21 protein-coding genes and 1 pseudogene are annotated in these 19231 nt (G+C 67.9%); 9 read left to right on the forward strand and 13 right to left on the reverse strand.

Features of this window, described 5'->3' with window-relative positions; translation table 11 throughout:
* Positions 1 to 73: 73 nt before the first annotated feature.
* Positions 74 to 772 (reverse strand): TrmH family RNA methyltransferase, encoded by a 699-nt coding sequence (locus tag JWQ81_RS33705; protein WP_297547842.1) that lies wholly within the window; start codon positions 770 to 772, stop codon positions 74 to 76.
* A gap of 106 nt (positions 773 to 878) precedes the next feature.
* Here JWQ81_RS33705 and JWQ81_RS33710 point away from each other — a divergent pair, with 106 nt between their 5' ends.
* The 6 genes from JWQ81_RS33710 to JWQ81_RS33735 all read left to right on the forward strand — a co-directional run bounded on the left by JWQ81_RS33710 (position 879) and on the right by JWQ81_RS33735 (position 7857).
* Positions 879 to 2126, forward strand: coding sequence for an Nramp family divalent metal transporter (locus JWQ81_RS33710; RefSeq protein WP_297547843.1), 1248 nt, complete (start codon positions 879 to 881; stop codon positions 2124 to 2126).
* A gap of 112 nt (positions 2127 to 2238) precedes the next feature.
* Complete coding sequence (dapA, locus tag JWQ81_RS33715) at positions 2239 to 3264, forward strand: 4-hydroxy-tetrahydrodipicolinate synthase (protein ID WP_297547844.1); 1026 nt, start codon at positions 2239 to 2241, stop codon at positions 3262 to 3264.
* The gene (locus JWQ81_RS33720; RefSeq protein ID WP_297547845.1) at positions 3261 to 4961 is read left to right on the forward strand and encodes a ribonuclease J; all 1701 of its coding nucleotides are present in this window, start codon (positions 3261 to 3263) and stop codon (positions 4959 to 4961) included. Before dapA ends, JWQ81_RS33720 begins: the two co-directional genes overlap by 4 nt.
* Positions 4962 to 5195: 234 nt before the next feature.
* Complete coding sequence (locus JWQ81_RS33725; RefSeq protein WP_297547846.1) at positions 5196 to 5516, forward strand: hypothetical protein; 321 nt, start codon at positions 5196 to 5198, stop codon at positions 5514 to 5516.
* A complete protein-coding gene (locus tag JWQ81_RS33730) occupies positions 5516 to 7153 on the forward strand; it encodes an alpha/beta hydrolase (protein ID WP_297547847.1) in 1638 nt (545 codons plus the stop codon). The genes JWQ81_RS33725 and JWQ81_RS33730 overlap by 1 nt, the downstream gene beginning before the upstream one ends.
* 107 nt (positions 7154 to 7260) lie before the next feature.
* Positions 7261 to 7857: a hypothetical protein gene (locus tag JWQ81_RS33735; protein WP_297547848.1), complete on the forward strand. Its 597-nt coding sequence runs from the start codon at positions 7261 to 7263 to the stop codon at positions 7855 to 7857.
* Between the two features lie 333 nt (positions 7858 to 8190).
* Here JWQ81_RS33735 and JWQ81_RS33740 read toward each other — a convergent pair.
* The 3 genes and pseudogenes from JWQ81_RS33740 to JWQ81_RS33750 all read right to left on the reverse strand — a co-directional run.
* Positions 8191 to 8647, reverse strand: a pseudogene (locus JWQ81_RS33740) (DMT family transporter); the annotation flags it as partial.
* A gap of 46 nt (positions 8648 to 8693) precedes the next feature.
* Entirely contained in the window at positions 8694 to 9305 is a 612-nt protein-coding gene (wrbA, locus tag JWQ81_RS33745; RefSeq protein ID WP_297547849.1) for an NAD(P)H:quinone oxidoreductase, read from the reverse strand.
* Between the two features lie 68 nt (positions 9306 to 9373).
* Positions 9374 to 10183, reverse strand: coding sequence for a 1-acyl-sn-glycerol-3-phosphate acyltransferase (locus JWQ81_RS33750; RefSeq protein ID WP_297547850.1), 810 nt, complete (start codon positions 10181 to 10183; stop codon positions 9374 to 9376).
* Positions 10184 to 10322: 139 nt separating this feature from the next.
* Between JWQ81_RS33750 and JWQ81_RS33755 the strand changes: the two genes are divergently transcribed.
* On the forward strand, positions 10323 to 12845 hold the full coding sequence (locus JWQ81_RS33755; protein ID WP_297547851.1) for a DNA translocase FtsK: 2523 nt from the start codon (positions 10323 to 10325) through the stop codon (positions 12843 to 12845).
* Positions 12846 to 12863: 18 nt separating this feature from the next.
* Here JWQ81_RS33755 and JWQ81_RS33760 read toward each other — a convergent pair whose 3' ends face one another.
* From JWQ81_RS33760 to JWQ81_RS33795, 8 genes are all read right to left on the reverse strand, one after another.
* A complete protein-coding gene (locus tag JWQ81_RS33760) occupies positions 12864 to 13334 on the reverse strand; it encodes a hypothetical protein (protein WP_297547852.1) in 471 nt (156 codons plus the stop codon).
* Between the two features lie 24 nt (positions 13335 to 13358).
* A complete protein-coding gene (locus JWQ81_RS33765; RefSeq protein ID WP_297547853.1) occupies positions 13359 to 14684 on the reverse strand; it encodes a hypothetical protein in 1326 nt (441 codons plus the stop codon).
* Positions 14684 to 15016, reverse strand: coding sequence for a type VII secretion target (locus JWQ81_RS33770; protein ID WP_297547854.1), 333 nt, complete (start codon positions 15014 to 15016; stop codon positions 14684 to 14686). The genes JWQ81_RS33765 and JWQ81_RS33770 overlap by 1 nt, the downstream gene beginning before the upstream one ends.
* Positions 15016 to 15558 (reverse strand): YbaB/EbfC family nucleoid-associated protein, encoded by a 543-nt coding sequence (locus tag JWQ81_RS33775; protein WP_297547855.1) that lies wholly within the window; start codon positions 15556 to 15558, stop codon positions 15016 to 15018. Before JWQ81_RS33775 ends, JWQ81_RS33770 begins: the two co-directional genes overlap by 1 nt.
* A 171-nt stretch (positions 15559 to 15729) precedes the next feature.
* Positions 15730 to 16242 carry an amino-acid N-acetyltransferase gene (locus JWQ81_RS33780; protein WP_297547856.1) on the reverse strand — a complete coding sequence of 171 codons (513 nt, stop codon included), beginning with the start codon at positions 16240 to 16242 and terminating at the stop codon, positions 15730 to 15732.
* Between the two features lie 87 nt (positions 16243 to 16329).
* Positions 16330 to 16689, reverse strand: coding sequence for an FAD-dependent oxidoreductase (locus JWQ81_RS33785; protein ID WP_297547857.1), 360 nt, complete (start codon positions 16687 to 16689; stop codon positions 16330 to 16332).
* Positions 16676 to 16849 carry a hypothetical protein gene (locus JWQ81_RS33790; RefSeq protein WP_297547858.1) on the reverse strand — a complete coding sequence of 58 codons (174 nt, stop codon included), beginning with the start codon at positions 16847 to 16849 and terminating at the stop codon, positions 16676 to 16678. The genes JWQ81_RS33785 and JWQ81_RS33790 overlap by 14 nt, the downstream gene beginning before the upstream one ends.
* 73 nt (positions 16850 to 16922) lie before the next feature.
* The gene (locus JWQ81_RS33795; RefSeq protein WP_297547859.1) at positions 16923 to 17387 is read right to left on the reverse strand and encodes a DUF6328 family protein; all 465 of its coding nucleotides are present in this window, start codon (positions 17385 to 17387) and stop codon (positions 16923 to 16925) included.
* 186 nt (positions 17388 to 17573) lie between these two features.
* Between JWQ81_RS33795 and JWQ81_RS33800 the strand changes: the two genes are divergently transcribed.
* Positions 17574 to 18113, forward strand: a complete 540-nt coding sequence (locus JWQ81_RS33800; protein WP_297547860.1) for a class I SAM-dependent methyltransferase — start codon at positions 17574 to 17576, stop codon at positions 18111 to 18113.
* Between the two features lie 130 nt (positions 18114 to 18243).
* A complete protein-coding gene (locus tag JWQ81_RS33805; RefSeq protein ID WP_297547861.1) occupies positions 18244 to 18594 on the forward strand; it encodes an STAS domain-containing protein in 351 nt (116 codons plus the stop codon).
* Positions 18595 to 18972: 378 nt separating this feature from the next.
* Here JWQ81_RS33805 and JWQ81_RS33810 read toward each other — a convergent pair whose 3' ends face one another.
* Complete coding sequence (locus JWQ81_RS33810; RefSeq protein ID WP_297547862.1) at positions 18973 to 19050, reverse strand: hypothetical protein; 78 nt, start codon at positions 19048 to 19050, stop codon at positions 18973 to 18975.
* Positions 19051 to 19231 lie beyond the last annotated feature (181 nt).

Consider the following 19231-nt stretch of genomic DNA (forward strand, 5'->3'; position numbering starts at 1 on the left):
AGCGGCTTCTGAACCGGTGCGACCGCCAGCCTCGTCATCGATCCCAGACATGGACCCAGCCTAGCAGTGAGTTTTATTCAGTCGAGGCCGCAGAACGAGCAGCACCCGCAGAACGAGCAGCACTGACAGCACCCGCCCCGAACGGCACGTGCTGCACCACCCACGCGTGCATCGCCACGGCCGCCGCCGCCGACGCATTCATCGAACGGGTCGAACCGAATTGGCTGATCTCCACGACCGCGTCTGCGGCCTGGATCGCTTCATCCGTGAGCCCGGGGCCCTCCTGGCCGAAGAGCAGAACGCAGCGGGTGGGCATCGCGAACGTCTCGATGATGACGCTGCCCTCGACGTTGTCGATAGCGACGATGGGCAGGTCTGCAGCGCGTGCGAACTCGACGAAGTCTGCGACTGTCGCGTGATGCCTGATGTGCTGGTACCGGTCGGTGACCATTGCGCCCCGCCGGTTCCATCGCTTGCGGCCGATCACGTGCACGGTGTCGGCCGCGAAGGCATTGGCGGTTCGCACGATCGACCCGATGTTCATGTCGTGCTGCCAGTTCTCGATGGCGACATGAAACGGATGCCGGTGCGCATCCAGGTCGGTGACGATCGCCTCCATGCGCCAGTAGCGGTAGCGATCGATCACGTTGCGGGAGTCGCCGCGCTCGAGCAACTCCGGGTCGTAGAAGTCGTCGGTGGGGCGCTCGCCGACCCACGGGCCCACTCCGTTCGTCGTGAGTTCGACAGAGGGATTGCTGTTGGAGTCTGGCACCCTTCAACGGTAGCGTCCGAACGGTTGTGCCGCCCGCGCGAAAGCAGCACGACCGAATATGTTAGATGCATCGAACATTGATGCCGATAGTTGCTAACATAGCCGGATGACGGCAGAGGCGACTGTAGACAGAGCCCCTGCGGCCGCCCCGAGCCCCGGCCGCCTCGTTTTTCTCCTTGGCCCAGCCTTTGTCGCCGCGATCGCCTACGTCGACCCGGGCAACGTCGCGTCCAACATCTCCTCCGGCGCGCGGTTCGGCTATCTACTGGTGTGGGTCGTCGTCCTGGCGAACCTGATGGCCGTGCTGGTGCAGTACCTCTCCGCGAAGCTCGGGCTGGTCACCGGCCTGTCGCTGCCGGAGGCGCTGCGTGAGCGGATGTCGCCGCGCACGCGGATCGCGTTCTGGCTGCAGGCCGAGGTGGTCGCCGTCGCCACGGACCTCGCGGAGGTCGTCGGCGGCGCGATCGCGCTGAACCTGCTCTTCGAACTCCCGCTGGTGGTGGGCGGCGTCATCACCGGCGTGGTGTCGATGGTCCTGCTGGCGGTGCAGGACCGGAACGGGCAGCGGACCTTCGAACGGGTCATCACCGGTCTGCTGCTGGTCATCGCCGTCGGCTTCCTGGCGAGCCTGTTCGTCGAGCCGCCGTCGGCTTCGTCGATCGCGAACGGCCTCATCCCGCGGTTCGACGGCGGCGACAGCGTGCTGATCGCCGCGGCGATGCTCGGCGCGACCGTCATGCCGCACGCGGTCTACCTGCATTCGGGCCTGGTCCGCGACCGGCACGGGCACCACACCGGACGGCGGCTGAAGGACCTGCTGCGCGCCACCAAGTTCGACGTCGGCCTCGCGATGCTGCTCGCCGGCGCGGTCAACCTCGGCATGCTCCTGCTCGCCGCCACCAACCTGCAGGGCCATGACGGCGTCGATTCCATCGCCGGGGCGCACGCGGCGGTCGGCCAGGCGCTCGGGCCCGGTATCGCGCTGTTCCTCGCCATCGGGCTGCTCGCGTCGGGCCTGGCCTCGACGTCGGTCGGCGCCTATGCCGGCGCGATGATCATGCAGGGCCTGCTGCGCAAGCGGATCCCGCTGCTGCTGCGGCGCGTCGTCACGCTCATCCCGGCGCTTGTGGTGCTCGCCGCGGGCGCCGATCCCAGCCAGGCGCTGGTGGTGTCACAGGTCGTGCTGTCCTTCGGTATCCCGTTCGCGCTGGCGCCGCTCATCCGCCTCACCAGTGACGACGGCCTGATGGGCGAAGACGTCAACAGCCGGTTGACGACAACGCTGGGCTGGCTCGTCGCCGCGGTGATCATCGTCCTGAACGTCGCGTTGATCGTCTTGACCTTCAGCGGCTGAGCGGGCGCAGAAAGTACGGCCACGGCCCGTTCCTACCGGCAAATCTCCGGTATCGGGGCGAACAGCCAGGTCGTCGCCGGGTTCATCACGCCAACGAGGTAACGTTTGTGCCATGTCCACTGCCACGTCCACTCCCCCCAGCGCCTCGCCGGGTAGGCCGTTCGGACGCGTACTCACCGCGATGGTCACCCCGTTCGACGCCGACGGCGCCCTGGACCTCAAGCGCGCGCAGGAACTCGCCGTGCACCTGGTGGAACTGGGCAACGACGGCCTCGTGGTCAACGGGACCACCGGGGAAAGCCCGACCACCAGCGACGACGAGAAGGCCGCGCTGGTGCGCGCCGTCGTCGAGGCCGTCGGGGACCGGGCGACCGTCGTGACCGGCGCCGGCAGTTATGACACCGCGCACAGCAAGCACCTGGTGCAGGCCGCCGAAAAGGCAGGCGCGCACGGGGTGCTCGTGGTCACCCCGTACTACTCACGGCCGAGCCAGGCCGGGCTGTATGCGCACTTCACCGCCGTCGCCGACGCGAGCGGCCTCCCGGTGATGCTGTACGACATCCCGCCGCGGTCCATCGTCCCGATCGAGGTCGACACCCTGCTGCGGCTCGCCGAGCACCCGCGGATCGTCGCGGTCAAGGACGCCAAGGGCGACCTGCTGGCCGGCAGCGAGGTCATCGCGAACACCCAGCTCGCCTACTACTCGGGCGACGACGGGCTGAACCTGCCGTGGCTGTCCGTCGGCGCGGCCGGCGTCGTCAGCGTCGTCGGGCATGTCGTCGCCGGCCGGATCCGCGCGATGCTCGACGCCTACGAGAACGGCGACACGTCCACCGCGCGCACCAACCACCGCGGGATGATTCCTGTCTACCGCGCGTTTTCCCGGGTCGGCGGCGTCGCGTTCGGCAAGGCCGCGCTGCGGCTGCGCGGGCTCGACGTAGGGGATCCGAGGCTGCCGATCGTGGCCGCCACCGCCGAGCAGGTCGAGGCGATCGCCGCCGACCTCGCCCAGGCCGGTGTGCCGCTCGAAGACTCCCCGGCACAGAACTGGAACACTTCAAGGGTTGCCCAGACCGACTCGGCGGCGGCTTATGTCGCCCCGACCACTCACACCAGCGTAGGGACCATTCCTAGGTGAGCTCACTCTTAACAGGCCCCGGCCCGACCAATCTCCCGCCCGCTCTCCCGGAAGGTGGTCTGCGCGTAGTCGCGCTGGGCGGCATCGGCGAGGTCGGCCGCAACATGACCGTCTTCGAGTTCGATGGCAGGTTCCTGATCGTCGACTGCGGGGTGCTCTTCCCCGAGGACGAGCAGCCCGGCGTCGACCTGATCCTGCCGGACTTCCGCGCGATCGAGGACCGCCTCGACGACATCGACGCGCTGGTACTGACCCACGGCCACGAGGACCACATCGGCGCGGTGCCGTTCCTCCTGCGCATGCGGCCGGACCTGCCGATCTACGGATCGCGGTTCACCCTCGCGCTGCTCGCGGCGAAGTGCAAGGAGCACAAGCAGCGGCCGAAGCTGATCGAGGTCAAGGAGGGGGAGCGGCGCAAGGTCGGCAACCACTTCGACCTCGAGTTCTTCGCGGTCAACCACTCCATCCCGGACGCGATCGCCGTCGCGATCCGCACGCCGGCCGGCGTCGTGCTGCACACCGGCGACATCAAGCTCGACCAGCTGCCGCTCGACGGCAGGCTCACCGACCTCGCCGGGTTCTCCCGCCTCGGTGACGAGGGTGTCGACCTGTTCTGCGTCGACTCGACCAACGCCGAGGTCCCCGGGTTCGTCACCGCCGAGCGCGACATCGGCCCGGTACTCGACGACGTCATCCGGCGCGTCGACCAGCGCGTGATCGTGGCCTGTTTCGCCAGCCACGTGCACCGCGTCCAGCAGGTCCTCGAAGTCGCCGTCCGGCACGGCAGGCGGGTGGCCTTCGTCGGCCGCTCGATGGTCCGCAACATGGGAATCGCCGCGGACCTCGGTCTGCTGCAGATCCCGCCGGGCCTGCTCGTCGACCTCGACCAGGCGAGCTCGCTGCCCGAGAGCAAGGTGCTGTTCGTCTCCACCGGTTCGCAGGGCGAGCCGCTGTCCGCGCTGTCGCGGATGGCGCGCGGCGAGCACCGCAACATCTCGATCCGCGCGGGCGACACCGTCGTCCTGGCCAGCTCCATCGTGCCGGGCAACGAGACGTCCGTCTTCGGCGTTGTCAACGGCCTGGTCCGCCTCGGCGCGAACGTCGTCCACCAGGGCAACGCCAAGGTGCACGTGTCCGGGCACGCCTCGGCGGGCGAGCTGCTGTACCTGTACAACGCGGTGCGCCCGAGCAACGTCATGCCGGTGCACGGCGAGTGGAAGCACCTGGTCGCCAACGCGAACCTCGCGATCCGCACCGGCGTCGCGCCGGAGAACGTCGTGATCGCCGAGGACGGCGTGGTCGTCGACCTCGTCGACGGCCAGGCCAGGCTGACCGGCCGAGTCGAGGTCGGCTACGTCTACGTCGACGGTCTGTCCGTCGGTGACGTCGGCGAGTCGACCCTGTCCGATCGCCTGGTGCTCGGCGAGGGCGGGTTCATCTCGATCAGCGTCGCGATCGACGGCAAGACCGGCCGCGCGGTCACCGCGCCGAAGGTCTCCGGCCGCGGCTTCTCCGACGACCCCAAGGCCCTCGAGGCCGTAGTGCCGCTGGTGGAGAACGAACTTTCCCGGCTCGAGCTCGAGGGCGTCACCGACACCCACCGCATCGCGCAGGCCGTGCGCCGCGTCGTCGGCCGTTGGGTCGCCGACACCTACCGTCGCCGGCCGATGATCGTCCCGACCGTCATCCCGGTCTAGCCCTTCAGCGCCCCCTCAAGGCCACCTTAGTCAAGTTCCGACATGGGGTAATCGACTCTTAGGCCCCATTTGACCTGGTCAGCATGTTTGGCTGCCGACGGTACTCAGCTCCGGTCTGGCTTCTGCCTGGCCGGAGCTGAGTATTTGTACTCATCTTCCGGCATGGGTGGAGCCGTTGCCCCTGTTTGTGCGTCATAGTGTCATCGAGTGACCACGCTCGGGGAGGGGCGCGCTATGAGTATTGGGTACAAGGTTGTCCTCGACGGGCTCACCGCCGCGTCGAAAGCCGCAGGCCGGGCAGCCGATGGGGTACGCCCCGTCGACCTGGGCGACACGCTGGCAGGTGTAGCGCAAGGACTCCCCGGCGGGGCGTCGGTCGACGCGGCCCGCATGGTCGGTGAGATGTGGACTAGCGAGCTGGCCGATTGGGTGAAGAACACCGACGCGTACTCCGCCCAGCTCGCTTCCGCGGTCAAGAACTACCAGGCCAACGACGACGCCGCGGCCGCTGACCTGCACACCGCCGCCGTCCACGCTGGGCCGAAGGCGATCTGATGGTGTCCTGGGGTGACCTCCGCGAGTGGAACGCGGCTGCGATCGGGAGTGTCGCGGACGCGCTTAACCAGCGTTGCACCCAGCTGGTGGCGCTCAACGACGATGTCGAGGCGTCGGCGAAGCTGGACAACTGGACCGGCGACGCCGCCTCCGCGGCGATGGGTCGCGGCAGCACTCTGGTCGCGATGCTCGAGCAGCGCGTCGCCGAAGCCTCCGCCGTGCGGCGAGGCGCGCACGAGGCGCAGGTCGCGGTGGAACGGATCGCCGCCGATGTCACCGAGACCGACGAGCTGGCGCGGGTGAACTCCTGGATCATCGGCAGCACCGGTGTCATCAGTTCCCCGCCCTACTCGGGTCCGCCGTTGGCGCCTGAGGTCCTCGCGCAGCGGAACAAGATCCGGGTCGAGCTGGTCGACCGGGTCGAGCAGATCCTGCGCCAAGCCGCCGACGTCGACGCCGACTTGGCGTCGATCCTGACGAAGGTCCTCAACGGGGAGATCACCGAGCAGGGCGCCGGCACGCTGGCCCAGGCCGCCGACGCCGGGACCAGCCAGGGTGGCCTGTCGACGATCGGGCCGCCGCAAGGGGGCACGCCGCAGGAGAACAAGGCGTGGTGGGACAGTCTGTCGGCCACCGCGCAGGGCGCGATCCTGCGTGATCAGCCGGACATGGTCCGCAACCTCGACGGCGTCCCCACCGTCGACCGCGACTCAGCGAACCGCGCTGTTCTTCAGCGTGAGATCGAGAAGCTGCAGGCCCAGGCCAGTGAGCTGGCCAGGATGAACCCCAACGACCCGCACGCGAACAACCAGAGCGACTGGCCGGGCAAAGCCGAGCTGGACGCGATCACCGGCAAGCTCAACGGCCTGCACGACATCGAGAACAGGCTCAATACGACTGGGCCCGGAGGGAAGCCAGCATTCTTGATCGGGTTCGACACAAGCGGGGACGGTAAGGGGATCGTGTCGATCGGCAACCCCGACACCGCGACCAACGTCGCCACCTACGTCCCCGGCACAGGTGCTGGCCTGGACGGGATGGACCGGGAGATGATTCGCGCGGACCGCATGGTTGCCTCCGCGAGCGACGCGGGCTCTCCGTCGACTGCGGTCGTGGCCTGGGTCGGCTATGACGCGCCGAACAACATCGTCCCCGACGCGATGAGCGAGAGCTATGCCGACGGCGCGAAGAAGGACCTGGCCGGGTTCCAAGACGGCCTGCGGGCAACTCACGACGGTGTCCCGTCGCACAACACGCTGGTCGGGCACAGCTACGGCACGACGGTGGTCGGGCACACCGCCCGCGACGAGCACCTCGACGTCAACGACATCGTGCTCGTCGCCAGCCCCGGCGTCGGCGTTGACAAAGCCACCGACCTCGGGCTCCCCGCTGACCACGTGCACTCCACGATCGACCAGCACGACCCGATCCGGCTGGCTCCGGTCCTGGGTGTCGAGCCGCAGAACTTCCCCGACGCGAACACCTTCAGCTCCGGGCCCACCGACCCGACCCAGACCACCGAGGGACCCTGGTACGAAGGCGGATTCAATCCCGCCGCGCACTCGATGTACTGGGATCCGGGTAACAAGGCGCTGGACAACATGGGTCGCGTCATCGCGGGTAAGCCCACCTACTAGCCAGGAAGGATCGGTCCATGCGCGCTCGTTCGAAGTCGATGCTGGTGACCTGCCTGGCCATTCTGACGGTCACTACTGCATGCGGCAGCGGTTCAGGAGGACACGATATGCAGCCCACGATCACCTCGGCGGAAGCAAACCGACGCGTCGAGGACTACGCCACTCAGGTGCGCGAGGCGCTCCCGCCGAACTCCGAGTACAAGCTGACGTACTCCGAGGAGCAGGGCGACTGCTCGGACCCGAGCGACAACGGTGCCAAGGGCCGCGTGCTCGCCACCCGCACCTATCAGGTGCTCGGGCTCGATAAGGCGAAGATCCCCAGCTACTTCGATGCGGTCAAGACATGGTGGCAGAGCCACAACTTCCGCGTGCTGGACAACACCCCGCCGACCGAGTTCCTCCTGGGCGAGCACAACGCCGACGGGTTCCGTATGACGCTGAAGTCCAATGACGGCGGCGAGCTGTTCATCGTCTCGACCTCGCCGTGCATCTGGCCGAACGGCACACCTGAGCCCGAAGCGCTCGGTACTGACCAGCCGGACAGCAGCATGACCGCAGCGGACGGCGGCGAGGCGGTGCCGGCCGCAGCAGACGCCGAGCCCACGCCACCAACCGCCCCAAATCCACCGCGAGCTCGTCGTCCTCGACCTGCAGTCGACGACGAAGACTTCTCCGAGACCGACTGGACGGACGACGGTTCGTAGTGAGTCAGTCAGCTCCCCGTGGTGCGGGGTGACTTCGCCGAATTCAAGGAGACTCGTAGCCGGGTCTCGTATGGTGACTTTGTGCAGCAGGTCTGTACTCGTGAGTAGCTGATGTCAGATTCAGGGGAGACTGTCGATCATGCCGGACACGCCGCCGGGGCCTCCGAGCCCTGCGCCCAACGCCACGCCTAGCTCCGCTGCACCCGGGGCACCGCCCACGCAGCCAGCTGTAGTGCCGGGGTACAGCGCGCCGGTTGACCCCAACCTTCGAGGGATCAACGCAACTGCTGGCCAGGAGAAAGGGCCGCAGACGACGAGGCGTGCCCCGGTGCCCACCTGCGCGACCAGCGCCAGTCCCACCATCGCGAGCGCGATCCCCACCCACAGCAAGCGCGGCAGCGGCACTTTGCGCACAAACCGCGTCCACAGCGCGATGACGACGGGTGAGGTGTACACGAGCAGGATCGCGACCCCGACCGGGATCCTCGACGTCGCAACGAAGTAGAGCAGCTGGACTCCGCCCACTCCGATCAGTCCGTAACCGATCAGCAGTCCCGTGTCCACGTCGCACGCGAAGCAGCGCCGGCCTACCCAAAGCGACACCGACGAGCAGTGCCGCCGCGGACAGCGCCAACCTCGCCGCGGAAACCCGTTAGGGGGTCAGACCGGCCGCCATCGCCGGCTTGCCGAGCGGACCCGAGATGCCGAACAACGCCGAGGCGGTCAGGATCAACGTGGTGCCGCGCCCGCGATGCGATGACGGCCGCGCGCGGGAGACTTCAGTGGTCACGCCGAGAGAGTAAGTGCTGGTGAAGGTCTCGGTCGAAGGGTTTTGACTACTCGCTGCGGAGTCCCGCGGCGACGTACCCGGCGATCTTCGCCAGCCGCGCGCCCTGGAGTTCGAGCGCTCCCAACGCAAGGTCGTCCGGGCTCGCCGACTTGCGGGAGACCCACGACCCGCCGTAGGGATTGCCGGACTCCTTCAGATGCGGATCGTCGTAGCCGAGCGGCAGCACGATCGAGCCCCAGTGATAGAAGATGTTGTTGATTGCCAGCACGGTCGACTCCAGGCCGCCGTGCGTGGTGGACGCCGTGGTGAACGAGGTCGCGACCTTGTCGGCGAGCTTTCCCTTTGCCCACAAGCCACCCGTAGTGTCCAAAAAGGACTTCAACTGGCCGGCCGGGCCGCCGAACCGGGTCGGGCTGCCGAACGCGTAGCCGTCGGCCCACTCGAGGTCGTCGAGCGTCGCCACCTCAGCGTGCGGACCGGCGTCGACGCGCGCCTGCCATCGCGGGTTGCTCGCGATCGCCTCGGGCGGGGCGGTTTCGGCCACCGTGCGCAGCCGGACCTCGGCGCCGCTTTCGCTGGCGCCCTTCGCCAGCGACTCGGCGAGCTGCGCGGTGTTGCCCGTGGCGCTGTAGTAGACGACGACGATTCGTGTGCTCACCCCCCAGACCCTAGGCACGTCGCCGTCCGGTCGCTTCCCCGTCCACATCCCGGACTTCATTCCGGATTTCAGGGGCGCCAGGGGCTCTTCGTGTCGGTCGGGCGGGTGGGGTCCTTGAACCGCGGGACGTCCGGCTCGTCGCGGCGCAGCGGCTCGAGGCCGTCGGTGATCGCCTGCATGATCTTCGCGTGGGCGCGTACCCCGGCTCCGGGGCGCTGCGGGTCGATGTCGGAGAGGTCCACCGGCTTGCCGAAATGCACCCGCAACGTCGGCCGCCGCAACGGCGCGGTGAGTCCGGACCGGGCCAAGGGCAGCAGGTCGGCCGGGCCGTTGACGACCTCGGTGCCCCAGTAGACGATCTCGTGCGCGCCCCACTGGCTGATCGGGACCACCGGCACTCCGGCCGCCAGCGCCAGCCGCGCCGCCCCGGTCTTGCCGCGCTCCGGCCACAGCCCTGGATCGTGGCTGATCCGGCCCTCCGGATAGACGACGATCGGGTCCCGCGAGGTGCGCAGCGCCTCGACGGCCTCGCTGAACTGCCCGACCGCCGTGCTCGCCTCGGCCCGGTCGATGCGGAGATGCCCGCTCGCCCGCAGCGCGCGGCCGATCACCGGCGCGTCGAGGATCCCGCCTGCCAGCAGGAACCGGGGGTTGATACCGATCCGCTTGCAGGCCGCCATCATCACGAACGGGTCGAAGTTGCCGATATGGTTCGGCGTCATCAGCAGTGGCTGTTTCCGCAGGTCGGCGGGCACTTCTCCGGTGATCTTGAGGTGGCCCAGAAAGTTGACCAGGCCGCGGTCGATGGTCAACATCGTCCGCCAGATCGCGGGGGAGCGGCGTGGCGGCGTGACCCGGTCCCGATTCGGCGCAAACATGGGCCGAAGCATCCCACGACACCGAGTTCACCCGAATAGCCGCTCCAAGAGCGTGTCCGAGGTTCTCCAGTGACAAATGTTTCGGGTGCGCTGCGAGTGGCAGATGTGACGAAACGGCCCGGGCGGCTACCGTGGACGTATGGCAAGTGGGTCGGCGGCTACGAGACGGGGATCAGCGGGAAGCGGCGGCAAAGGGCCGGCGCGGAAACCTCGTACCTCCACGAAACCCCGTTCGGCACCGGCCAAACCCCGGTCCGGCGCCGCCAGGGCACCGGCCCGCAGGCCCGCTCCGCGCCGCAAGCAGGGCACCTTCGGCCGGGCCGTGCGCGGCGGCTGGAGCCTCCTCGCCAAAGGCACCGGAAGCCTTGCCCGCACGGTCGGGCGCACCCGTGAGCTCGAAGCCGAACACCGCCGAGACGGCTTGGCGCTCGGCCTCGTCGCGATCGCGATCATCGCCGCGGTCGGCGTCTGGTGGCGTGCGGCCGGTCCGATCGGGTACGGCGTCGAGATCGCCACCCGGACGGTCCTGGGCGCCGGCGCGGTCACGCTGCCGCTGGTGCTGATCGTCATCGGGGTCGCGCTGATGCGGTCGGAGCCCCGTCCCGAGACCCGGCCCCGGATGGTGATCGGCTCGCTGCTGGGTGTCCTGTCGGTCCTCGGCCTGCTGCACATCTTCAACAACCTCCCCGACGGCCACGCGGACCGGATGTACGCCGGTGGCGTCATCGGCTCCTTCTCCGGTGGGCTGCTGGTCAAGGGCGTGACCACCTGGGTCGCGGTCCCACTGCTGGTCATCGCGCTGATCTTCGGGGTGCTCGTGTTCACCGGAACCCCCGTCCGCGAGATCCCGCACCGGCTGCGCAACTGGGGCCTCGACGAGGAAGAGATCGAGGAAGCCCAGGCCGAGCGTGACGCCATCGCCGCCGAGCGCGACGCCGTCACCGAGGCCGATCCGAAGGCCGTCCGGCTCCGCAAGCCCTCGCGCCGACGTCAGGCCGCGGCCGGTGAAAGCGACGGCGAGCAGCAGGAACTCGACATCGAGGCCGCGCTCGCCGAGCCGCCGATGCCGACCCGGCCGCCCAAGGTCAAGCCGTCCGACGTGCCGGAGAAGAAAGCCAAGAAGGTCGAGCCGGCGCTCGCGGTCACTCGCACGGTCGAGGGCGACTACAAGCTGCCCTCGCCCGACCTGCTGACCCTCGGGGACGTCCCGAAGACCCGCAGCAAGGCCAACGACCTGATGATCGAGGCCATCACCGGGGTACTCGACCAGTTCAGCATCGACGCCCAGGTCACCGGGTTCACCCGCGGGCCGACGGTCACCCGCTACGAGGTCGAACTCGGGCCGGGCGTGAAGGTCGAGAAGATCACCGCGCTGACCAAGAACATCGCCTACGCCGTCGCCACCGACAACGTCCGCCTGCTCGCGCCGATCCCCGGCAAGTCCGCGGTCGGCATCGAGGTGCCGAACTCGGACCGCGAGATGGTCCGCCTCGGCGACGTGCTGCGCGCGCCGTCCACGGTCAAGGACACCCACCCGATGTTGGTCGGGCTCGGTAAGGACATCGAAGGCCATTTCGTCACCGCGAACCTGACGAAGATGCCCCATCTGCTGGTCGCCGGGTCCACCGGTTCCGGCAAGTCGAGCTTCGTCAACTCGATGCTCGTCTCGCTGCTGGCCAGGGCGACTCCGGACGAGTGCCGGATGATCCTGATCGACCCGAAGATGGTCGAGCTGACCCCGTACGAGGGCATCCCGCACCTGATCACGCCCATCATCACCCAGCCGAAGAAGGCCGCCGCGGCGCTGGCCTGGCTGGTGGAGGAGATGGAGCAGCGCTACCAGGACATGCAGGTCAACAAGGTCCGCCACATCGACGACTTCAACAAGAAGGTGAAGTCCGGCGAAATCACCGCGCCCCCGGGCAGCGAGCGGATCTACAAGCCGTACCCGTACATCATGGCCATCGTCGACGAGCTCGCCGACCTGATGATGACCGCCCCGCGCGACGTCGAGGACGCGATCGTCCGGATCACGCAGAAGGCCCGCGCGGCCGGAATCCACCTCGTGCTGGCCACCCAGCGGCCGTCGGTCGACGTCGTGACCGGGCTGATCAAGACCAACGTGCCGTCACGGCTGTCGTTCGCGACGTCGTCGCTGACGGACTCACGGGTCATCCTCGACCAGCCGGGCGCGGAGAAGCTGATCGGCATGGGTGACGCGCTCTACCTGCCGATGGGCGCCGGCAAGCCGGTCCGGGTGCAGGGCGCGTACGTCAGCGACGAGGAGATCGCCGCCGTCGTCAACTTCGCCAAGGACCAGGCGCAGCCGGAGTACCAGGACGGCGTCACCGCGCAGAAGGCCGGGGAGAAGAAGGAGGTCGACGCCGACATCGGTGACGACCTCGACATCCTCTTGCAGGCCACCGAGCTCATCGTGACCTCGCAGTTCGGCTCGACGTCGATGCTGCAGCGCAAGCTACGGGTCGGCTTTGCCAAGGCAGGTCGCCTGATGGATCTGCTGGAAAGTCGCGGCGTGGTCGGGCCGTCCGAGGGTTCCAAGGCGCGTGACGTGCTGATCAAGCCTGACGAGCTGGACTCCGTGCTGTACCTGATCCGCGGCGGTGGCGACTCGCCGGAGGAACCGGACGACGAAGAGGAATAGCCGTGCGGCCCCGGGGCTTCACTGCTGTGTCGGCACCACATTGATGACCCGGTGGGTGATCGGGGTGAAGAACGCCGTGTTGTCCTGGCCCGCTTGGATGGTGACGTAGACATCCCGGTCGACGTCGAAGGTCCGGGTGCCGATGTTGACGCGGTAGTGGACCCTTCCGCGGCTGCCCGCGGACGAGTCGCCGCGCTGCTGGACGTCGACGTCGAGGTTGGTCCAGCCGTGGGTGGAACGGACCGTTCCGAGCAGGACCTCAAGCATGGGGCGACCCGCTATCCACAGCCCACCGACGAGAAGTAGCGCCGCGGCGAACCACCCCCACGCGCCGGCATCGTGACTTGAGAACAGGGTGAGGATCGCTCCGAGTACAAAGAGCACGAGAAGAAATTTCCCGAACCCGGTGCCCGAGGTGACCAACCGTCGCTGGGAGGGATGTAGGCGCCCGGCGAAATTGGCGCGAGCGACCTCGTCGTGAGCTGCCATGGCTTCGGCGATTCTCCTGTCGTCCTATTCGGTGGCGGCTGGGGAGTCGCTCTTCTTCTCAGCGGCTTCTCGTTTCTCGTTGGAGATGCCCTGGGTCTCCTTCTGCCGGTTGATGTTCTCGTGCTCCTGCCGTGAAGCCTCGGTCGCCGCGCCGACCGTGTCCGCCTTACTCCAAGCGGGGGCGTGGAATTCCTGCCCACCGATCCGGTCCTTGATCGCGCCGACCCACTTTTCCCCGCTCAGGGCCTGCCGTCCGCCGTCGGAGTACTTCTCGCCGGGGCTGTCCTTGCCGGTGAGCCGGTCCGTGGTGGCCTTGGTCCAGCTGTCCTCATCCTTGAGGCCCAGCTTGGCTTTCGCCGCTTCGGTCGCGTCGTCGATCTTGTCCAGTGGCTTGTCCACGAAGTTGGTCTTGGTCGCGTCCTTCCACTCCTCGGCCTTGGTGCTTGCCCGCTCGACCAGCGGGACCTTCTTGGCTGCTGCTGCGGCGTCCGTGAGCTCGTTCGCTTTGGAGTCGATCTTCGCGGCGGCGTTGAGGCCCTTGTCCGCGATCGAGTCGACGCTCTTGCCCGCCTTCTTGAGGCCGTTGGCGGCGGCCTCGATCGCGGTCTTGGACTTGCCTGCGCCCTGGGCGAGGGTTTCGAGCTTTTCCACCACCTTGGCGATCTTGGTGCCGATCTTTTCCGCCAGTGCGGCGCCCTCCAACACGGTATCGGCGATGAAGGCCGCGACCGAAGCGCCGAACGAGCACCAAGACGTCGCCAGTGCGGCGACGGCCTTGATGATCAGGTCGCCGACGAACGACGAGATCAGGTCGCGGATCAGGCCGCGTTCGGTGCCGACCAGTGCCGCGCCGACAGTGAGCGCGGTGGACGCCTCACCGGCGTGGCCAGACGCCGCGCGCAGCGTGTCGGCATAGCTCTTCGCGGTTGCCTGGTACGCGTTGGAGGCGTCCCCCTTGTGCGTCTGGGCGAGCGTGGCAGCGGACTTCTCGTAGGTGTCGGCACACGCGGTGAGGTCCTTGGAGATGTTGTTCCAGGTCACGGATTTCGCGGTTACCTCATCCGGGTTGCCGGCGAGTTTGTCCAGGCCCTCCTTGAGGAAGCTGATGTGCTCGATGAGCCAGCCGACCCCGGCGCCGGCCAGCGTGCCCAGCGGGTCCATTGCGGCGCCGAGCAGGTCGAGCGCATCGGTGCCGACGTCGAGCGCGAGACCCCAGCCCGGATCGCTGGCGTCGTTGATCGTCGAGGCGACGTCGCTGAAGATGCCGGAGCCGGTAGTCGCGGCGCTCAGTCCCTTGGCCTCGACCGGCTTTGCGACGAGCGGGTTTTCCTTGGTATCCGTCTCACTCATTACAGGACTCCCTTGCCCACGGAGTCGAGGAGCGCCACGGTCTTGTCCTCGTTGTCGCCGATGGCCTCGTTCGCGTTCTTGAGTTTGTCCGCGACGTCCTGTCCGGCCGCGGCCGCCTGGTTGAGGAAGTCGCTCGCGGTGGTGATCCAGCCCTGGATCGGGAGGGCGAAGAGCTGGCCGACCAGGCCGAACGCGTTGAGGTCGAGCGCGGCCTGCGCCGAGCCGGAGGCGTCGATCGAGGCCTTCACCTGGTCGGCGATCTGCCGCAGCTCGTTTTCGTGTGCGGTCAGGGCATCAGGCTGAACCTCGAAGCCCCCAGCGAGTGAACTCACTACCAACTCCTTCGCAGGATGGAACCGGCGCCCGAGTCGTCATCGTCGTCGTCCGCCGGACGAGGCCGGGCGGGACGCGCCGGCGGCGCCGGCGGCGCGGGCGAACGGCCGGGTGCGGGCGGGCCGCTCCGAGGCGGTGCGGGTGGTGCGGGCTGCTCCGGCGGCCGGAAGGCCTCGGAGCGGGGATCCACCGGCTCGTCGGGGATCTCGGGCTCGGGGATCTGTTCCTCGAGGAAGTGCATGGCTTCGCTGTTGTCCCCGATCAGGGGCGCCATCACCGCGGTGACCTGCTTGGCCGCCTCGAGCTGTGCGCGTTTGACAGTGGCGAGCACCGAAGCGGCCAGTTGCGCGTGGGAGACCTCGCGCGCTCGGGGAGTGAAGGACAGCTGCTGCAGGGCGCCGCTGGCGTTGACCGTAACCGTCGCGGCGCCGTCCCTGCTCGTCATCGTGCTGGCGACGTGCTGGAGCTTCACCTTGGCTTCCTCGGCTCGGCGGCCGAGTTCGGCGGCGTCCATCGTCAGAGCGGGGGAAGGCTCGTTCACGTCCACGGCGACCTCGGGTTCGGCGGATCAATCACGGCTTTTCGACGTAGCTAACCCTCTCCCGGTTCCGCTATCAAGCCGGGATTAATTGTCCTATTTGCGTCGCCAAAGTCCGTGAAAAAAGGTCAACTGCGCCGAATGCGCGAAAAGTCCCTTTTGCCTTCCGGCTGGTCAGAGCTCCAGCAGCATCCGGGAATTGCCGAGGATGTTCGGCTTGGCGTAGGGCAGATCGAGGAACTCGGCGACCCCGGTGTCGAGCGAACGCCGCATTTCTTCGTAGACCTCCTGGGACACCGGCGTCCCGTCGATTTCCACGAAACCGTGCCCGGCGAAGAAATGCGTCTCGAAGGTCAGTACGAAAAGCCGCTGTAACCCAAGTTCCCGCGCGAGGCCGACCAGCCTGTCGACGAGCGCGTGACCCACACCCCGGCCGCGCGCGGCCTTGTCGACCGCGACCGTGCGGAGCTCGGCCAGGTCCTCCCACAGCACATGCAGCGCGCCGCAGCCGAGTACGTCTTCACCGTCGTCGGCGACCCAGAACTCCTGCATGTCCTCATACAGGGTGACGAGCTCCTTCTCCAGGAGCACCCGTCCGGCGTCCGAGTCGACCAGTGCCTTGATCTTGCGGACGTCGGCTATCCGAGCCCGGCGGATGACTAAAGGGTTCAGGGGATCGTCGCGCACTCCTTGACCGTAACGGGCCGTGGCCGGCACGGCTCCGTGGGCTCGGACACGCCCGAATGGTGGTGTCGGCGGAGTCGGAGCCGGTCGTTATGCCGACTTCAGCCAGTGCAGCAAGATGTGCCCTGCTTCGTAACCGAGTCGCGTGCGTTGCGGCGTGGTTTCCTGGCAGACCACCGTGACCTGCAGCCCGAGCCGGGACAGCGAGCCCGCCGCTTCGCAGCCGATGAACCCGGCGCCGACGACGATCGCGCTGCGGACGCCCTGAGCTCGTTCGCGGAGTCGACGGGCGCTGGCGGCGGAGCGCAGGGTCAGCACGTCGGGATGGTCGGCGCCGGGGATCGGTGGGCGGACGGGCTCGGAGCCGGTGGCCAGCAGACAGGCGGCGTAGGAGATCACCTCGCCGGACGTCGTGGTGACCGTCTTCGCGTCACAGTCAACTGCGGCCACCTCGGTGTCGAGCCGCAGGTCGACGCGGTTGTCTTGGCTCGGTGTCCGCCGAGAGCATCAGCACCTCGCCGACGGCTCCGGCGTCGCGGTAGCTGCGGGCTGCCGCCAGTGCCGCCGGGCCTCCGCCGACGAGGACGAATCGCTCTGTTTCTGCTGCCATTCCACATATTTACCCGTTTCACTGGCCCGCAAACGTACTCCTCGCCGGTGAACACCACGGGTTTGACGGGGTGTCACGCGGGCCCACGTCTTAGCAGGAACGGAAGGACAAACCAGAGTCCGCCGAAGAGGCCGCACACGACTACCGAGCAGATGACCATGGCGAGAGACCCGAAGACGACGAGGGCGATCAACGCCACTGTCACCGTGATCGCACCCGACAGACAAACCAGACCGATGAGCACCATCCGGTTTCCGACCCGCAGGATGTCGGCGCGCCGGCCTTGACGGAACAGGATCCGATGCCACACAGCCGGTGCCGTGAGCAATGCCGTCGCGAGCGCCGCCAGCAGGACAGCGGACAGATGTAAGGACTTCTCGAAGCCGCTGGCGGCTCGGTACTGGGCGGTGAAGACCACCGAGAGCAGGAAACCGAAGAGGATCTGGACTCCCGCCTGCGCGACCCGCAGCTCACCGAGCAAGTCGCTGATGTTGCGGGTGAGCTGCTGGTCGGGTGACTCATCAGTGTGCTCCACCATTCTCGCCCTCCCGGCTCCTGACTGCACCGACGGGATGTACCCCGGATTCGATCGCGGCAACCTAGCCGGCCAGCCGCGCTCGGGCCGGTCTCCGGTACGTCCGCTGAGCAGGCCCGAGAACAGGGTGTGGGGTCCGGTTGAACTGGGTACCACCGTGATCGACAGTCGACGCGAGAGGTACTGACCATGCGCTCACTGCTGGAATCCGCACCCCCGAAACCCCTGGCCTCCGACAGGACCGCTGCCGTCATCGGCGCGAAGCTCCGCAACATGGCCGCCACGTCCGGACTGGCCCTTCCCCAGCCGGGCGACGGTGACACGATCGGTCGTTGGTCCGCGCTAGCCGCCTTGGGGCGGCAGGTCGCGTTCGATCCGGTGCCCATCGCGGTGCAGCGCGCTCGTGCCGAGACCACCGGGTTGTCGCATGTGGACATCCGGGTCGGTGCGATGCCGGCGGCACTGCCTGCTCAACCGGTGGATCTGCTGGTGTACAGCGAGATCCTGTACTACCTGGGTGACGAAGGGCTGACGGAGACAATCGAGCGATCGGTCACCGCCCTGCGACGCGGTGGCCAGGTGCTCGCGGTGCATTGGCGGCACCGGGCGCCGGAGGCGCCGCGCGACGTTTGGGACGTCCATCGGCGCCCCCTCGGCCACGAGGCGTTGGACTGCCTGGTCGAACACGTCGATGAAGAGTTCGTCCTGCCCGTGCTGAGGCGCCGATGATCGCCGCGGCAACCCCGAGCACGGTGTACGACACTGTCTCGCGGGGTACCTCCTTCGGGAAACGGGTCGAGCAGCGAGATCGACATGGCGCGGTCCGCGACTTGCTCACCGGAGAGGGAGGTACACGATCATGATCACCGACAAACCGGACCGCGTCACGGCGTCGCTGACGCTGCGCACCGCCCGTCCCACTGCGCAGCACGTTCTGCTGACGGCGTCCGGCGAGATCACAGCGGACTCGGTTCCCGCCCTCACGGAGATGGTGGAGACTCGGCTGCGCGGCACCCTGACACGGTTGACCCTCGATGTGTCAGCGGTCACCTCGATCGATACGGTCGGCCTCTCCGCCCTCGTCCGCGCCCAGCTGGTCGCGCGTTGCCGCGGCATCGAACTGCGGTTCCTCACCCGGGACAATGCCTCGGTACACCAGCGCCTCACCCATGCCGGCCTGCCCTACGTGGCATCCGAACCCACTCTGTGAGCCGACCCGCACCAGGCCGCGCTGAGCGTTTCACCGGCCCGGCAGGTGGGTAGTCATCGCGAGCACAACCAGTCCCCACCCCTGTATCCGCGAACCCGCGGCCATCGACGCCGGGTAAGCCTGGCGCGCTTCCCCGTCCGACGACACCATGCCTCGCCACCGGGTCGACGCCCTGTATGACCAAGGAGACCTGATGAAGCCATGGCAACGAGTATGCAGCGGTGGACCACCAGATGACCGACACCGCGTTGGGGTGCCACACGGACTGGCAGCCGATGCGACCACGCACATGACCAACGAGCCGCCACATGGCGTGGGGGTGCACCAGAACCCGGCTGATCTCCAGGGTGGTGCACCCCGTCCGGAGGCCGGCCGTAGTCAGATTGCGGTGCGGCCGCCGTCGACGTTGAGGATCGCCCCGGTGATGTAGCTGGCCTTGTCCGTGGTCAGGAACACGATGGCGTTGGCGATCTCGTCGGCGTCAGCCCCATCGCCCAGCGGCTGTCCGACAGACGCCGACGATCATGGTGGGCGGCACGTCGGCGGCTTCGAGGTGGCCGCCCCACTGCGAGATCAGCTGACCATCACCGGCGAACACGACCGCCTCGGGTGGATCCGGCGGCACATACACCGTGAC

It is taken from the genome of Amycolatopsis sp., assembly GCF_025464955.1.
In the GTDB taxonomy this organism is placed as follows: Bacteria; Actinomycetota; Actinomycetes; order Mycobacteriales; family Pseudonocardiaceae; genus Amycolatopsis.

What these genes read in the sequence shown, in the direction of transcription:
- JWQ81_RS33790 (WP_297547858.1), bottom strand. Translation starts at nt 16,849, where the DNA reads ATGGCAGCAGAAACAGAGCGATTCGTCCTCGTCGGCGGAGGCCCGGCG.
- JWQ81_RS33760 (WP_297547852.1), bottom strand. Translation starts at nt 13,334, where the DNA reads ATGGCAGCTCACGACGAGGTCGCTCGCGCCAATTTCGCCGGGCGCCTA.
- JWQ81_RS33800 (WP_297547860.1), top strand. Translation starts at nt 17,574, where the DNA reads ATGCGCTCACTGCTGGAATCCGCACCCCCGAAACCCCTGGCCTCCGAC.
- dapA (WP_297547844.1), top strand. Translation starts at nt 2,239, where the DNA reads ATGTCCACTGCCACGTCCACTCCCCCCAGCGCCTCGCCGGGTAGGCCG.
- JWQ81_RS33730 (WP_297547847.1), top strand. Translation starts at nt 5,516, where the DNA reads ATGGTGTCCTGGGGTGACCTCCGCGAGTGGAACGCGGCTGCGATCGGG.
- JWQ81_RS33755 (WP_297547851.1), top strand. Translation starts at nt 10,323, where the DNA reads ATGGCAAGTGGGTCGGCGGCTACGAGACGGGGATCAGCGGGAAGCGGC.
- JWQ81_RS33735 (WP_297547848.1), top strand. Translation starts at nt 7,261, where the DNA reads ATGCAGCCCACGATCACCTCGGCGGAAGCAAACCGACGCGTCGAGGAC.
- JWQ81_RS33710 (WP_297547843.1), top strand. Translation starts at nt 879, where the DNA reads ATGACGGCAGAGGCGACTGTAGACAGAGCCCCTGCGGCCGCCCCGAGC.
- JWQ81_RS33750 (WP_297547850.1), bottom strand. Translation starts at nt 10,183, where the DNA reads ATGTTTGCGCCGAATCGGGACCGGGTCACGCCGCCACGCCGCTCCCCC.
- JWQ81_RS33725 (WP_297547846.1), top strand. Translation starts at nt 5,196, where the DNA reads ATGAGTATTGGGTACAAGGTTGTCCTCGACGGGCTCACCGCCGCGTCG.
- JWQ81_RS33805 (WP_297547861.1), top strand. Translation starts at nt 18,244, where the DNA reads ATGATCACCGACAAACCGGACCGCGTCACGGCGTCGCTGACGCTGCGC.
- JWQ81_RS33765 (WP_297547853.1), bottom strand. Translation starts at nt 14,684, where the DNA reads ATGAGTGAGACGGATACCAAGGAAAACCCGCTCGTCGCAAAGCCGGTC.
- JWQ81_RS33795 (WP_297547859.1), bottom strand. Translation starts at nt 17,387, where the DNA reads ATGGTGGAGCACACTGATGAGTCACCCGACCAGCAGCTCACCCGCAAC.